This is a genomic window from Membranihabitans maritimus (genome assembly GCF_021729145.1).
In the GTDB taxonomy this organism is placed as follows: Bacteria; Bacteroidota; Bacteroidia; order Chitinophagales; family Saprospiraceae; genus Membranihabitans; species Membranihabitans maritimus.
The window spans coordinates 254,524-270,012 of the sequence record NZ_JAJSLW010000001.1; the positions used below are offsets into that span (position 1 = coordinate 254,524).

Annotated in this window: 12 protein-coding genes; all 12 read right to left on the reverse strand. The window is 39.9% G+C overall.

Annotated elements, in window-relative coordinates; genetic code table 11:
* Positions 1-25: 25 nt before the first annotated feature.
* The 12 genes from LVD47_RS00920 to LVD47_RS00975 all read right to left on the reverse strand — a co-directional run bounded on the left by LVD47_RS00920 (position 26) and on the right by LVD47_RS00975 (position 15,444).
* On the reverse strand, positions 26-1,234 hold the full coding sequence (locus tag LVD47_RS00920; protein WP_236973633.1) for a Gfo/Idh/MocA family protein: 1,209 nt from the start codon (positions 1,232-1,234) through the stop codon (positions 26-28).
* Between the two features lie 545 nt (positions 1,235-1,779).
* Positions 1,780-2,544, reverse strand: a complete 765-nt coding sequence (locus LVD47_RS00925) for a sialate O-acetylesterase (RefSeq protein ID WP_236973634.1) — start codon at positions 2,542-2,544, stop codon at positions 1,780-1,782.
* Positions 2,541-3,902: a hypothetical protein gene (locus tag LVD47_RS00930; RefSeq protein WP_236973635.1), complete on the reverse strand. Its 1,362-nt coding sequence runs from the start codon at positions 3,900-3,902 to the stop codon at positions 2,541-2,543. Before LVD47_RS00930 ends, LVD47_RS00925 begins: the two co-directional genes overlap by 4 nt.
* 9 nt (positions 3,903-3,911) lie before the next feature.
* Complete coding sequence (locus LVD47_RS00935) at positions 3,912-5,351, reverse strand: neutral/alkaline non-lysosomal ceramidase N-terminal domain-containing protein (protein ID WP_236973636.1); 1,440 nt, start codon at positions 5,349-5,351, stop codon at positions 3,912-3,914.
* 7 nt (positions 5,352-5,358) lie between these two features.
* Positions 5,359-6,654 carry a hypothetical protein gene (locus LVD47_RS00940; RefSeq protein WP_236973637.1) on the reverse strand — a complete coding sequence of 432 codons (1,296 nt, stop codon included), beginning with the start codon at positions 6,652-6,654 and terminating at the stop codon, positions 5,359-5,361.
* A 28-nt stretch (positions 6,655-6,682) separates the two neighbouring features.
* Positions 6,683-8,071 (reverse strand): neutral/alkaline non-lysosomal ceramidase N-terminal domain-containing protein, encoded by a 1,389-nt coding sequence (locus LVD47_RS00945; RefSeq protein ID WP_236973638.1) that lies wholly within the window; start codon positions 8,069-8,071, stop codon positions 6,683-6,685.
* Positions 8,072-8,237: 166 nt separating this feature from the next.
* On the reverse strand, positions 8,238-9,611 hold the full coding sequence (locus LVD47_RS00950; protein WP_236973639.1) for a neutral/alkaline non-lysosomal ceramidase N-terminal domain-containing protein: 1,374 nt from the start codon (positions 9,609-9,611) through the stop codon (positions 8,238-8,240).
* A gap of 28 nt (positions 9,612-9,639) precedes the next feature.
* Positions 9,640-10,002: a high-potential iron-sulfur protein gene (locus LVD47_RS00955; RefSeq protein WP_236973640.1), complete on the reverse strand. Its 363-nt coding sequence runs from the start codon at positions 10,000-10,002 to the stop codon at positions 9,640-9,642.
* Between the two features lie 31 nt (positions 10,003-10,033).
* Positions 10,034-12,118 carry a PVC-type heme-binding CxxCH protein gene (locus LVD47_RS00960; protein WP_236973641.1) on the reverse strand — a complete coding sequence of 695 codons (2,085 nt, stop codon included), beginning with the start codon at positions 12,116-12,118 and terminating at the stop codon, positions 10,034-10,036.
* A complete protein-coding gene (locus LVD47_RS00965; RefSeq protein WP_236973642.1) occupies positions 12,111-12,899 on the reverse strand; it encodes a ThuA domain-containing protein in 789 nt (262 codons plus the stop codon). Before LVD47_RS00965 ends, LVD47_RS00960 begins: the two co-directional genes overlap by 8 nt.
* A 3-nt stretch (positions 12,900-12,902) precedes the next feature.
* Positions 12,903-14,186, reverse strand: coding sequence for a neutral/alkaline non-lysosomal ceramidase N-terminal domain-containing protein (locus LVD47_RS00970; RefSeq protein WP_236973643.1), 1,284 nt, complete (start codon positions 14,184-14,186; stop codon positions 12,903-12,905).
* 124 nt (positions 14,187-14,310) lie between these two features.
* Positions 14,311-15,444: an alpha/beta hydrolase gene (locus tag LVD47_RS00975; RefSeq protein ID WP_236973644.1), complete on the reverse strand. Its 1,134-nt coding sequence runs from the start codon at positions 15,442-15,444 to the stop codon at positions 14,311-14,313.
* Positions 15,445-15,489: the final 45 nt, after the last annotated feature.

Below are 15,489 nucleotides of genomic sequence, written 5' to 3' on the forward strand. Positions count from 1 at the left end.
TGTGGTAATTTTCGTACTCATTATTTTATAATTTCACTACCTTATCCCAATATTGTGTTGTCTCTGTTCGCATAGCCTCGTTGGCCATGTGTACGGCTATAGCCGTTTCTTTCCCTGTAGTAATATTTGAGGCGGGTAGTTTGCCCTCTGTAATGGATACGGAAAACTGTTCAAGGGCGTGTTCTGTAGGAGCTTTTCCACCATCATCATATTCAAGAACTTCCCCCTCGGTATTAGAATCCATAGGAATCGTAGCTCCTGTCACACCATCTACCGTACCAATTTCCCGGGTAACCGGCTCCCGGTAAATAGTTGTTTTGCTTCTGTTGACAACCATTGTTCCATCCGTACCCAGGATGCGAATTAAATAACCGTTGTAACCATTAGTCAATATACTACTTACATTGGATTTTATTCCTCCGTCATATTCGTATATAGCTCTAACGTTGTCATATGTCTCCCTTCCGTCTTTCCAATAATCTATTCCTCCAAAGCCATTCACTTTCATCGGCGGTGCCCCAACCAGCAAATTAACCACGTCGATTTGATGAGCTGCTAATTCAGCCATCAACCCCCCAGAGAATTCTCGATACATCCTCCAGTTAATAGTTTTTTCGAGTTTCGGATCCGGAACAGGTCTCCGCCAATCAGCGTTTCTGTGATATTGGCTTTCGTAATGTAGCACCTTTCCAATCCACCCTTCGTCTATCGCTTTTTTGATTTGGTAGTACATATCAAAATAACGATACTGATGCCCTACCTGAAGAATTTTTCCGTACTTATTGACAAGTTTTTCTATTTCCAACGTTTCTTCAATGGAATACGCCATTGTTTTCTCTACATATACGTGTTTTCCAGCCTCCAGGGCATATTTGACCATAGGGAAATGCAAATGGAGAGGGGTAGCAATTACCACTCCATCGATATTCTTGTCAGAAATAAGTTCTTCATACTCCGAAAACGCTTCAATATTCTGATCCAACTTTTTAACCTCATTTGTTTTCTCAGGAAAGATATCGCAACAGGAAATAAAATTAATATTGGAAGTTGAATCCAGAATTCTAGCCAATCCCATCCCTCTGCTTCCACATCCTATAAGGCCAATGTTGGGTTTGGAAAGATTATTAATTTTCATTCCTGATGAAAAAAATGATGGCATCAACGACACGCCCAATCCCAGAACTGAACTTTCTCTAATAAATTTCCTTCTCCCTAAATAATTTTTAGCCTTCATACGATATATACTTTTCGGTAACGTTACCGAAAAGTAGGAAATCTTTGATAAGAATGCAAACAATTGCTTTGCTATTTTTAAAATCGTTTCAATTCAAATAATAAAGTGGTAACTAATTATCTCCAGTAGTGCTATTTTCTTTTCCTTTTTTAGGGGAATTGTGGGGGGGGGGTAATAAAAGATGACTGCTTCGACCTCATCTATAAAAAATTTCTAAATTTTATAGTGTTGAAATGAATCAAGAGCGTTTTCAAAATTAGCTTTTGAAGCAATGCAGAGCCATTTATTTCCAGTTTGAGGTCGAAGGAGGCGACAAATAACGTGCCTGGTAAAACACTTCCGAAAGAAAATGTAGTGCAATCGGTGAAGAGCCGGCAGATACTTTTTCCGGTTGGGTTCCAGTTATAGCTATGTGACCGAGAGACAACTAAGTTCAGGATAAAATCTACCTGCAAAAGGCCCAAGTATTTAATTTCATCATACTCTAGGATAAAAGGTCGCTATACAACCTATTATTTCGTGAACCAGAATAGTGTGCCATCTCACTATTTTTGCAACTTCCTCATTTTTTTGGCGAGTCGAGACCCGAACTTTTGTGATGATCCAGCAGAATAATGAGTTCCATCCCCTTTATCCGTCAAGCCCTTCGAGGAAGCAATTGCAGTATGTGGAATCTCCTGAGGCACTTCTTTTAAAACTTTATTGATATTTTGGTATTGCTCTTTATACCGGGGTAGCTGGCCTATAGCAATAGGTAAATTAGCATTCCCTACCAAAACCCTTGTTCTTAGAATGAGATCTTCCAGGTCTTGTAAATAATGTTCCGCTTTATCGGGGGCACTATCTGATTCTCCCTGTTGCCATACAATCCCTTTAATAACACCGTACTTCATAGCTTCCAGAATTCTTATTTTAGCATCTTCCCAAGGATGCGTATTTGTTCGATCATCATATGCTCCGGGTTTCCAATGCTGAATTGAAGAACCTCCAACAGCACAGGGGACCAAACCTATTTTTACATTTTTATTTGCCTTCGCCATAGAAATACCGAATGCCAACCCAGGTCCTACTCCTACAACTTTTGGCTTGTCAAAATGCAACGGATGCTTTGCCAACACCCAATTATTATCTTTATTCAATGTTAAAACCCTTTCATGTTCTACTTTTTCAAATTCTTCCGTTATTACCCCCCTACCGGCCATATTTGACTGTCCCATCAGGATATAAATGTGGAAATCAGGGTCAGGATTTTGGGCATTTGTTAATAAATTTGTCGAGAGTATTAATAAAAACGATAGCAGGATCTTCATTTTAAAACTTTTTCAATAGCGTTCAATAATACTTTTTCGGATTCAGGACTTACGCGTGAGGCCCGTTTTGATGTTTCATAACCACCCTGGGAATAAGCAATTTTTGTACCGATATAACCAGGGCCATATTCTTCGTAGGCTGCTGTACAAATATGCTGTTTGGGCTGAAATTTCTGAGCAGCTAATTGGTATTCTACAAAAATTTCTCCGGGTAAATTTAATAATTGCACATCCCCGATTTTCAGCGCAGAAATCGTAACCCGATGTCCTTTCGTAGTCCTTTGCCACCAGGCTAAGTGTTTTGCAGCTGATAACCTGGGCAATTCCGGATCTTCCAATTCGCCCGACACCCTTTTTGCCAATTCTGCTTCGACCATATAATCGGCAAGAGGAAGTGCAATGTTGGTGGTCTTCCATTTTACATCATCTCGGTTAATCTTATATTTTTTGGTTTTTTCCCATGCTTTATTCATCCCCATTTTAATGCGAGAAGCCAGTATTGGCCGCATTTCTCTTGAACCATCATTGTATTTACCCGCTGCAATATTCCCGGCAGCTCCTGTAAAATGAATATGTGGAAAACCAAGGTCATTTTCCTGCTGATTCCTGGCGATTCCCACAAACTCACATGTAACATCACCATCCCCATAGTAACTCTGCGGATGGGTGGCATAATATGTCAATGCGACTACAGGAGTTTTACCATTCCAAAAGGAAACAGATTTTAAATACGGGTCAATTGTTCCTTCAGGAGCAGCGATAGCGTCGGGATCAGTCATTTTACTCCACCGAATGATTTCAACTTTGCCGTCAGCCCCTAAAATTCTCCGATTTGAGGCCACTTTTTCTACTTTTGCTTGCCCAAAACCGACGTGAGTTATCGGTTTCATATTCATTCTCGCCTCTTTGACCGCCAAGGCAACATTATTAATTGTAGTATGCAGGAATGCAGTATCAAAATGTTTTTCACTCAATCCATATTCATCAAGTATGGCAGCAGTAGTAAAATCACAACGTACACCATCGTGCTGATGTAATGCATGAACACTTACATTTTGTGGAATAGTGCCTGCAGCACTAGCTAATTTTTCTCGAAAGACGTCCTGACTCCTATTGGCAATTCCAATCCAATCTACTGCACAAAGTACTACGGTTTCATCACCTGTAGATATAACAATCCCCCTTGCACTCAAAGGGTCCTGGATAGAACGAGCTGGTGCATATGCTACCGGACTTCCAATAGGAGGAGTAGCGTCTACATCGAAATACCCTATGGAAACTCCCGATTGAGCCATTGATCCTGTCGGCAATAAAAATCCGGATAAAAAGATCAATATAGAAAAGCAGATATCCCTCATGATTCAAAATTATTTTGCTAATGACCTTTGGATTAAAGGGATATTATTCTCACGAGCTAATTGAGTAACAGCATTCAATATATCCAATTCAACTGAAGATTCCCAAACTGAAGGAAATCCTTTGTGATATTGTGATGTTTTCCCTTCATATCCTCCCTCTTCTAATATTCTTGAACTTGGAATATATGCACAATTTGCATCATTCGAATACCCAAAAACAAAGGTATTTCTCCCTAAAATTTCTTTAATCCGTATGGAATATTCGATTACTGTCTCCCCTCCTAATCCTACAATTTTCTGATCTCCTAGGTTCCATATTTGTACCGGGTAAGGATATGATTCTATTAGCGATTCTCCCCGATCAAGTTTTTCGATCATAAAATCGGCCCATGTATCAAAATATTTATTTTCATTTTGCGTCCTGAATTCCTTTAGCTCTGACATCGACGGGGGGTTAGATAATTTAAGATCAATTTCTTTATATGCTGTGGTAAGTTTTGGCTCCAGGTGAGTCATGTCCTCTTGCAGTGCCTGAACCACAGAAGCTGCTAACGTCTTGCCATACTGTAGGGCCAGGGATTCCTTCCTTCTGGGCAAAGGGTTTTGATCTCCACCACAACCCTGGAAGAACATTACCGTTGCATCGGGAAACTCTTTTTGCAATTCTAATTGGGCAAATCCTGGATAATCACCAGACCATTCATATCCGCTTAAAACGGTAGCATGACAGGCATACCCGAATAGAACCGTTTTGACATTACCCGATTCATCTTCTACCTTAAGGACCGGCACGGCATAATCATTCGGCCCATTGAGATCCGATTGTTGCCATAGTGTTGATTCTGTATTATTTCTTCTATTTACCTGAAAACGAGCCGTTCCTTCCCCAGAATAAATTTGAGACGGTGCCAGATTTTCCATCGCATCCCCCACTAGTGCGATTATTTTATTAACCAGGACTTCGTTATACAATTTTACTTTTTCAATCTCCTTTTCCGGCATAGTATAAGAGGAAGGCCTGAACGGATCAAACATATAGGGACCTGAATGTGTATGTGAACTATTAATAATAATTTGATTTTTTGAAAGACCAAATTTATCATTGATTTTGTCTCGCATCCGATCTGAAAGATGCTTCGGTATTCCGACCAGGTCAGCTGAAATAAAAACTCCGATATTCTCCTGTTGGTCTTTAACTACCAGAGCTTTGGCCCACAAACTATGCATTTTGACGTTTGTCGGCTTTGTGCGGGATGCATAACCTGCCATCCACAATGATCCCTCTGGTGTAATATCTACTTGAGCACTTCCTGTCATCCAGGCAGATCCTTCAATAGGACATCCAATTGTCGGTATAAAATTTCCAAGGATTAAACTGAATGAACTCAGAAAAAGTATTAAAATCCTTTTTCTTAATTGATTGTACGTTTGGTGTGTGTGCATGATCATACGTTTATTATTTAAAGGGATTTGGAATTTTTACTAAATCTTGAATTTCGCTTCCCTTATGTTCCATTCGTGCCAGGGTATACACTTCTCCCGTTTTACCAATAGCAATGGCATTGACATAGGTCGGGATCTCACCATTGGAATACGTAATCGGCCCGTGATCAATATATTTTCCCGAAGGGATATGAAATGTTATTAAATGAAGGTTCTCCAGTCCTCTTGCTGCACCTTTCGCTATTTGGTCAACTCCCTTTATTCGTTTCCCATCCTTATAAATTGGTCCTCCAGTAAGATAGTAAATGGTTTCATTATCAGGTCCCAGGTCAAACCCCAGGTATCCATAGCTAAACTGATCATACATTCCACTTTTTCGAGATGGTTCGGAAGTAATTCTTTCTACAATTTCCACCCTCTTATTATCCGGAGAAAAACGGAATAAATAACCCGAATTACCATGTACTCCATAAATCACATTTTCATCTGGGTACCAGAAGACTTTTCTCCAATTGTACCCCATACTTCCAGGACGAGTTGGATCGTATTGCCCAAAATAATCCAACCTCAAATCCGCATCTTCCATTTTTTGAACCTTTGTTAATTGGGGATGATAATACAGGATATCTCCTTCTGCATTTGAAAAATATACAGTGCCATCTCTGGGGTCTACAACAAGTGACCTACAAAGCACTCTAAAGTCATCTCCGGGTGTTCCACCCTCTCCTTTGAATGCTACAGGACCTAAATCATTCAACTGATCGTTCTGCACGTTGTAGTGGACAAAATGACCTGTTGGCCAGGTAATACCAAATATTTCACCCCTTTGCGTATCCATCGTCATGGAGACCATACCCTCGCCTCCCGGAATAGTTACAAGATCTTCACATTTCCCCGTCTTCATATCATAAGAAAGTATATGGCCTCCCGGATATAAGCCAAAATTATTCGGTGGATTTTCAGGGAGTCGATCCATACCGTCAATCAATTCGTAATATCCAACATGTGTAGAAAAATATAATTTACCCCTGGATTCATAGAATTGGACATGGCTTTTTCCCTGTCCAATAGTTTTATTTCCTTTTTCACCGCAAATTTCTGTTAAGTCACCAATAAAATCTACTTTATCACTTTGAGGATCATAAACATAAAAGTGTCCCCCAATTTCCAGATCTTCAGAGGAGAGTATATAGTAGATTTTTCCATCACTGGCAGGTGAAAGTGCATTATAGGTATCATGTGCCAGTGGAAACCCCGAATAATAGGAAGTAGCTATTAATTTGTTTTGGGGAAGTACAGTTTGTTCCATATTCATAATATTGAATGTATTTTATATTTTAATTATCAAGCAAAGGGTTGGGCGGTGTTTGAATAGAAAGGGTTTTAGCAAGTTCAACGATGTTACTTACAATTGAGTTTTCAATATCAAACGCCCAGGTAGAGGGTTGTCCAAATGCAAATTGAGAAGTAGCTCCTTCATATCCCCCTTCATGGAGAATTCTTGCCGATGGTATATAAGCCATTACATCATTGTTGTATCCCATAACAAAAACATCATGGCCAAAAATATTTTTTATGGTAATTGCATAATCTATAACAGGCTCACCACCCAGTCCAAAAATAGATTGGCTTCCTATTTTCCATACCTGTATGGGATAGGGATAGCTCTCCGGGAGGGGATCCTTGTTTTCCAGTTTATTTATCATTTTTTGTCCCCATTTCAACTGATATCCTTTTGCCATTCCACAATGTTCCTTTAAATCCTGCCATGACGGAGGAGCATTGAGACGTAGGTCAATTTCCCGATAAGCTGTTTCCAGCGAAGGTGCAAGTTCAATCATTGCTTCTTCAATTACCCTGTCAACAGCGGCAGCCAATGTCCTCCCGTATTGACGAGCCAAAGGTACAGACCTTCGTGGGAGAGGATTCTGATCCCCACCTGCTCCCTGAAAAAACATAGCTATAGTTCCCGGGTGGTCTGCTTCCAATTCTATTTGGGCAAATCCAGGGTAATCACCAGACCAGAAGTTAATTCCAAGAACTGTTGCATGGCACGCATAACCAAATACAATCCCCTTAAGATGCCCCTTGAGAGTCTCTACTTTCAATACGGGAACCGAGTATTCATTAGGACCATTGAGAGATCTTTGATTATTCAGTGTTGACTCGCCATTATTCCTCCGATTCACCTGAAATCGTGCCTGTCCATTTGCAGAAAACACTTTACACGGCTCCCGATCATTTAATGCTTTTTCTACTAGATTGATGATTGCACGTACCAGAAATTGAGAATATTCCTCTACTTTTTTTAATCCGCTTTCGTCTAGAGGATAAATATTCACCAGGTCTCCGATCGCAAGTGGAGCAGAATGCGTATGGGAAGTATTAATAATTATTTGTGCTTTTTCAAAACCGAACCTTGACTGCAGCTGATTTCGAATAGTATCTGAAAGTTCCTTTTGGATGGAAGCGAGATCTGTTGTAATCAACACACCTTTATTTCCATTCTCATCCTCCAGAACAAGAGCTTTTGCCCATATGGAGTGAAGCGTTCCTTCTGATGGCCCCGTTCTTGCTGCATACCCAGCCATCCACATACTGGTTTGCGGAGTTATATCAATTTTGGCAATACCCGCCTTCCAAATACCAGCATCTTCAAAAGGACTTGAGATAAGGGTAACAGTGCAAAATAAAATTTGAATAACAGCACCAAATAATTTTCTCATAGATCATTATTTTACTACGGGTAAATTATGTGTAATAGTCCCAATCCTTAATTTACAAACAATGCAATTATCTCATTTAGATTACTAATAGATTTGCTCGTATTAAGCAAACGCATTGTTTTATTTTAATCGTTGTATATAACCCTGTTTTACACTTTGCAACCTTTCAATTACCAATCAATGGATTTTCAGGTGTTTCCATTTCAATACTTTTAGCCAGTTTCACTATGTTACTTATAATATCTGTTTCAATGTCGAATGCCCATGTAGAAGGTAAGCCATATACTGTTTGAGATGAAGCTCCTTCATATCCCCCTTCATGTAGGATTTGGGCTGTAGGGATATAAGCCATAACATCATTTGAATACCCCATTACAAAAACATCATGTCCAAATATTTTCTTCAATTGAATAGCATAACCTACTACCAATTCACCCCCCAGGGTAAATATAGATTGTTCTCCCAATTTCCATACCTGGAGAGGATAGGGATACTTATCCAAAAAAGATTTACCACTTTGAAGTTCGCCTAATAGTCTCTTCCCCCACCTCAATTGATACCCCCCAGCAGTTTCACAGTGTTTCATTAAATCCTGTTCGGAAGGAGGAGCATTAAGATTGAGGTCTATTTCAGTATAGGCCGTTTGTAGCTTAGGAGTGAGTTCTTGCATTTCTTCTTCCAGCACACGGTCTACAGCTGCCGCCAATGTTCTTCCATATTGTTTCGCGAGAGGAACAGTTCTTCTGGGAATGGGATTCTGGTCAGCCCCGGCACCCTGAAAGAACAAAGCCATTGTCCCAGGATGATCCTTTTCAAGCTCAATTTGAGCAAAACCTGGATAATCACCTGACCATTGATTCAATCCTAAAACAGTAGGGTGACAGGCATATCCAAAAGCGATAGCCATTAGGTCTCCGCCTTCAGTTTCAACTTTTATTACAGGTACCGCGTAATCATTAGGGCCGTTGAGATGCGTTTGCTCGATAATTGTACGCTCTGAATTATTTCTTCTATTAACCTGAAAACGTGCCTGTCCGTTTTCCGAATAAATCCTGACTTTTTCCAGATTATCAAAGGCTTCAGTTATTAAACCAACCATTTTGATAACCAGTTGATCAGAATATTTTTCAATCTTGTTCAATTCCTCCTCATTCAATGGATAAACATCAAACAAGGCGTGGCTTAGAACGGGTGCAGAATGTGTATGCGAACTATTAAGAATAATTTGGGATTTATCAAGATCCAACTTTTGTTTTAGCTGAGCCCTGATATCGTCTGAAATACCCTTTGGAAAACCCAATAAGTCCGATGTCACTAATACAGATCTATTCCCTTCTGCATCTTCAAGGGCAAGTGCCTTTGCCCAAATATCATGCAAAGTTCCATCGGAAGGAGAGGTTCTGGCTCCATAGCCAGCTAACCACATTGAGTATTCTGGAGTGATATTTAATTTGGCGACTCCGGCTTTCCAATTTCCATCCATCGAAAATAAATTTGTACAAATAAGAAAGATTCCAATTAAAGAAATTAAATGTTTCATTGTCACATTTTTAGCATAATTAAATTGATTATCCGGCCTGGGGTGCCCAATATGTACAATAACCATCTTCAAATACAGGGCCCTTAAATAAAATACATCCTCCACAATTTCTCCCTTCTTTTGGCGGAATATATAATTGACAATTACTGCAGTGTTTGTCCGGAATAGGAGTTGTTTCTTCATACCCCAGACTTTTACGCTTTTTTAAATCAGCTTCCCCTACTTTAGATAAGTCGTCACAAGATTCAACATCCAGAGTATCTATTTCTTCTTCACTTTCCTCCTTTTTTTCATCACTACACCCAGTCGTTAAAAATGCCCCCGCTACAACAGAGGTACTGCCCATGATAGCTAATTGCAAGAATTTTCTTCTATTTTTAATATCTGACATTCTGTTTGCTTTTGTTTCTATAATCTTATCATTAATTGGAGGAAAAGGATTCGAGTTTTGTTTTAACAGCATCCTTAAGTTCAATTTTGGCTCTCTTTGCTCCACTTAATATTCCTTTTGAGATACTTGATTTCAGTTCTTCCGGAAAACCACTTGATATATCCAGCAGTTTTGCCGTTTCGCCTTCAGCGCCACGGGCAGCAATGATATATCCGAGTTGGCTAACTAATTCATTCTTATTGTCATCTGAATTTTTAAAAAACCCGTCTTTTGATAAAACCTGAACTAAATTCAAAGAAGATCCGGCTTCTGAACTTAAAACCCCTAATCTGATCCAGTGGTCGTCGTAATGATTTTTTAAGATATCACCAAGGGCAGGAATGACATTCTTTGATGAAAATTCTCCGAGGCTTAACGCTACTTGCAGCACAATTCGAGCTGAAGGGTCATCCTTCAATGCAAGAACCTGAGGCAATAATTCAGGGTATTTTTCGGCCTCTATAAGTGCATACTCTTTGATACCCGGGTGAGAATCTGACAATGCTTTTTTCACTATTGTTTTATCTAGTGCTCCCAATCCTTCCAGAACATAAAATGCATGCAATCGAACTACTGCGTCACTATTACTTTCGAAAAGAGAGCGAACCGGTGAAATAACTGATTCATCATTGGCTTCGATAAGTTTTCTCTGTGCGTGAAGTCGGTACCATTGGTTGGGCTTGGCAAGCCATTCTACATATTTCTGAAGGGATTTTTCTCCTTTTACCTCTGCAGGAACTACTGATGGAGAACTTCCTTTGGGCACGATTCTATATATTCTTCCCATATCCTCCCCTCGCATAAAATCCATTTCTTCCTTGAGGTCCTCTGGAATAGACAAAGGCGTTTCGATATGTTGACGGTACATATCTATTACATAGAGAGCACCATCAGGCCCCACAGTAAAATGATCCGGTCGGAACCACATATCCGTAGATGCTAGAAACTCTTTTGTTTGTTCGGAGGCTGCTCTCTGGGCGGTATAGAACGGTTGGTCATCAGGCATAGACAAAACATCTCTGTGGACAAGTCCACCCATTACTTCCCCGGTAAAAATATTTCCCCGGTATTCTTCAGGAAATAAATCTCCTCCGTAGTGTGTGCCTCCTGAAGCACCAGTAAAATGATTATCAATATATTCAGTTCTATTTAATCCTTGTTCGTCGTATTTTTTTTGTCTTCGATTAGATCGCTCAATACGCCAGTACGGTGCTTCTGTCAATTGATACATTCTCAAATCGTGATCTGAAATATTTAAAATTCCTTTGGTAGAAGGCATAAATTCCTGCCTGTGTAAATATCGATATGGTATTACCATTTGCTGGATGTGAATCGTATTTTGTGTTACAAATCGATGTCCCCACTTGTTGAGGGCCTGACCAAATTGACCTGGTGAAGTTTCTCTTTCAAACTTATTGTTATCCAGCCGGAATCTAAAGTCGGCACCACCTACAGATAATGGATCTGCATCTGGATCCAATTTGGATTCTACTTCCCCGTCGTGCCCATGATTATTAGCATAAATCCAGTTATCAATATTAAATCTTAAATTGGTGATTTGCGCTTCCTGGTTGTCGCGAAAGAATCCTGAAAAAAGAACTTCTTTTTCATCAGCAATGAAATCTCCGTCCGTATCTTTCATATAGTAAATATAAGGTGCTGCTGTTACCAGTAAACCATCTTTCCAGGGTTGTAAACTCGTTGCATCTTTTATTCCATCGGCGAATATAGTAAAATCATCAATTTGACCATCTCCGTCAGTATCATGCAATACTTTTATTCGTCCCCGACCTTCAGACCCTTCGGGCTGGAAGGGATAGTCCGGCATTTCAACAACATATATATTACCATCTTCATCAAATATCATTTCTACGGGATCCAACACGTGTGGTTCCGATGCAAATAGCTGAATTTCAAATTTTTCATCTAATTCAAAACTATTTAATGCTTCTTCCGGAGTCATCGGTTCCGGATACTTACTTTCCTCTCCACAGGAAAAAAGTAATATCGAAATTACAAGTGTTGTAAACAAATAATAATTCTGTACCATTCTGTTTGATTTATTTATTCTATTCATTAATTGCCCAATTTATACCATTTATTAACAAGGTAATAAATTCCGGTTTTTTAAAATCCGAAGGATGCCCTAACGAAGTATAAAAAACCTTCCCATTATTCTTGGTCTTTCGCGTCCATGCAATCGGTTCTTGCTTACCATCGGAAGTCCCCTCTAAAAGGACCTTAATATTAGGGTCCAATAGTGGAGCTACCAGGTAAACATTCCCATCACTATGCCATTCTCTGGTTTTATATCTTTGTATAATAGCGTGGTTATCTTGTTCTACATTTACTTCTACGTCCGTCCCCGGACCTACAGGGCCATATCCACGATTTTCGCAACCAAGTATTTCAGGAACAAACTCCTTCCAATCGATATATCCATCCTTTATTTCTTCACGAACTGAAAATGCATGATTGGCCGTGCGAATACCAACTAAGGGTTTACCCGCTTCCAAATACTCTTTGATCATGTTCATCTGGTCTGATTTCAAGGCTACTCTCCGGCTAAACACTACCAAAAGATCTGCATTTTTGATTTTATGTAGCCCCGGGTATTTAAAGCCCGTCCTTTCTCCTTTACCCAAAATGACCGTTGCTTTCAATCCGTACTCCTTCTCCAATTGTTTAGCGAATGGAGGAATTGTCAAATGCGCTTCATAATTATTCTCGTCCTCACTAATTAGAAAGACAATATGGGGCTTTGCCGGGTCACCGAAACTTACAGTAGGTACGGTTTCAGCCTTTACCATTATCGTCAGTATTCCGAATATCACGGAAAAGATCATTTCTATGTTCATAACCTATTCGCTTTCAAAAATTGAGTTCAATAATTCAATGGCAGATTTTACCATAAATAATCCTGAGTTATCTGTTCCGAGATTGGTTCGTTCACCGGTTTCGTATCCCCCGTATTCCTTTTCCCCGGGCATGCCACAATAATGACCTCCATTTCCATTCGAATACCCCAGTACAATGGTATGGGGAAATGGGGAAGCCGAACGGATAGCCATTCCTAATTCGGTCATAGGTTCGCCAGGTAATGTAACAATTGCCAAGGGTCCTACGGAAACAACCTGAACTTCCGCAGGAAGAACATTCAGCCCCGTTCTTTCTCTACCGTAATCAGTCAAAGGAAGTCCCATTCCTTTTGTTCCCACTTTTAAAGGAGAAGACTGAATTCTAGCGCTGAATGAGTAAGCTGTGGAAATGTAAGAAGACAATCCTTCAGCCATTTCATCAACAGCTTCAGGTCCACGGCGCCAGGGATTAATATCACCTGCGGTCCCTTGTAGAAACAAGTTTTCACCGCCCAGCTTTTCATTTAATTCTTCTGTAGCTTGACCAGACCAATCACCGGACAGATCATCGGAAAAAGGATAGATTGAGACTGCATGGCATGACATATGGAAAATGGTAGAAATGTTATTCCCTTCAGTATCCCTGAAAGAAATAGCTGTCAATGTGCGGTCCAATGGTCCAAAAGTGCTTTCACCACTGAGTACATTGGGATCCCAATCTTCATGTTTGTAATTAAATCCATCCGGAGTACCGGTCTTTTCTACACCCCAGGTGACGGGTCTTGGGCGTCGGTTTCGCATATACTTCGAAGCATCATACCTTCCAATCCACAGGGAAGCGGGCTGAAGATTTTCATTTGCCTCTTCAACGGCCTGAACAGTTTCGGCGATCAGAACTTCCATCCATTTTTTGAAATATGGATCTTCATTTTGCCTCGGCATATGTCGGGTTACCCACCATGGGTCCAGTTCTTTACCTCTATTGTTATCATTGCCGTACACAGGTGACCATGGGGCAGAATGATTATGGGCTGCGTTTAACATGATATTATTTTCGGGTATACCCAGTTTTTCTGCAATTTTTTCTCTTACTTGCTTTGTAGCCGATTCCCCTGCATCTACCAATTCCCAATGGATAATGACTGCTTTATCGACTCCATCTGAAAGGACCAGTGCCCGACTGAATATAGGACTACTAATTCCGGTATATGATTTTCCCGTCACCCAATTTTTAACTTCTACCGGAGGAGTAATATCCTTTTTTGCCACTCCTACTTGCAGATTCATGTCTTGAATATTAGAAGAAATGTAATTTGTTGCAACCATCGTACTTGCTGAAATGCAAAATAACGCTATAAACAATAACATTTTTAGTAAAAAGATTCTATGTAACCTATTCATTGTATATATTTTATTCCATTGTATGTTTATTCGGGATATGGCTTAATATTTTATCAATAAACTCATATGATTCTCTTCGCACCGAAGTAGGAAAATCATGTCCTGCATCCGGATACCGCACTTGTAATTGAGATTCTGACCGGTAAAAAGAGTATAATTCTTTTACTTTAGAAATACCCTCTTCCACACCTTTAAAATCAAAGTTCGCATCACCTGTAGGTGAATTGGAGAAAAATGCACGCGGAGCCATTAAAGCAATGACCTCGTGAAAATTAAAGGGAAGTTGATCACCCTCCAAATCATATTTCGTACGAATGAGTGGCATATATCGCTCCTGTGCCCACGGTCCCAATCTTCCACCGTATCTTTCAATAGCTGATTCTCCGATGTCATAATTTTCAAACTGGGTCCATCCACAACTAGATACAACAACTTTCACTCTTGGGTCAAAAGCACCAAGAAACATGGCATTGTGTCCACCCAATGAATGCCCAATTGCACCGATGCGGTTAATATCAACCTCTTCTAATTGGGTAAGAAAATCAATACACTTCATATGGTAATAAATACCAGCTATGGTACCGGATTTGTATTGTGGATTATCGAGATCAAAATCTTTTAAATCCCCAAAAGTAATATAGTCCGGTGCAATAACAATATATCCTCGTTCAGCCAATTCCTTTGCATACCCCCGATTGGCCTTCCCCTGGCCATCTACTATTTTTTTCCCTTCCGCGCCCGTCGGATGCAAAGCAACTAAAGCTGGAAGTTTGCCAGAGGTACTCGTGCGTTTGGGTAAATATAAATATACCGGTATTTTTTCTTTCCGGGATTCCTCCAATATTACCTCCATCCTAATGTAAGAGTCCGTTTCAAAGGTATCTAAAACCTGGAATACAACTTTCTCTGCTTCAATACCCACGGGGAGTGGCCCCATAACCTCTTGAAGATTCTGAAGAATGGAATACCTGTACGTTTCCCATTCTGCAGGAGAAGAAAATGAAATTTCTTTTTTTTCCGAAGTGGAATAGAAGTTAAAAGTCTCCGATGATAATTGACAAATTCCTTTATTGAATGAAATAAAAACCATAACAGCCGCTAAAAGCAGAGTGCATGTTTTTATAACATTTTGATCAATTCGCATTATTGGTGACTTCCTTTTCAATTTAATTTAGATCATTTTCTCTTA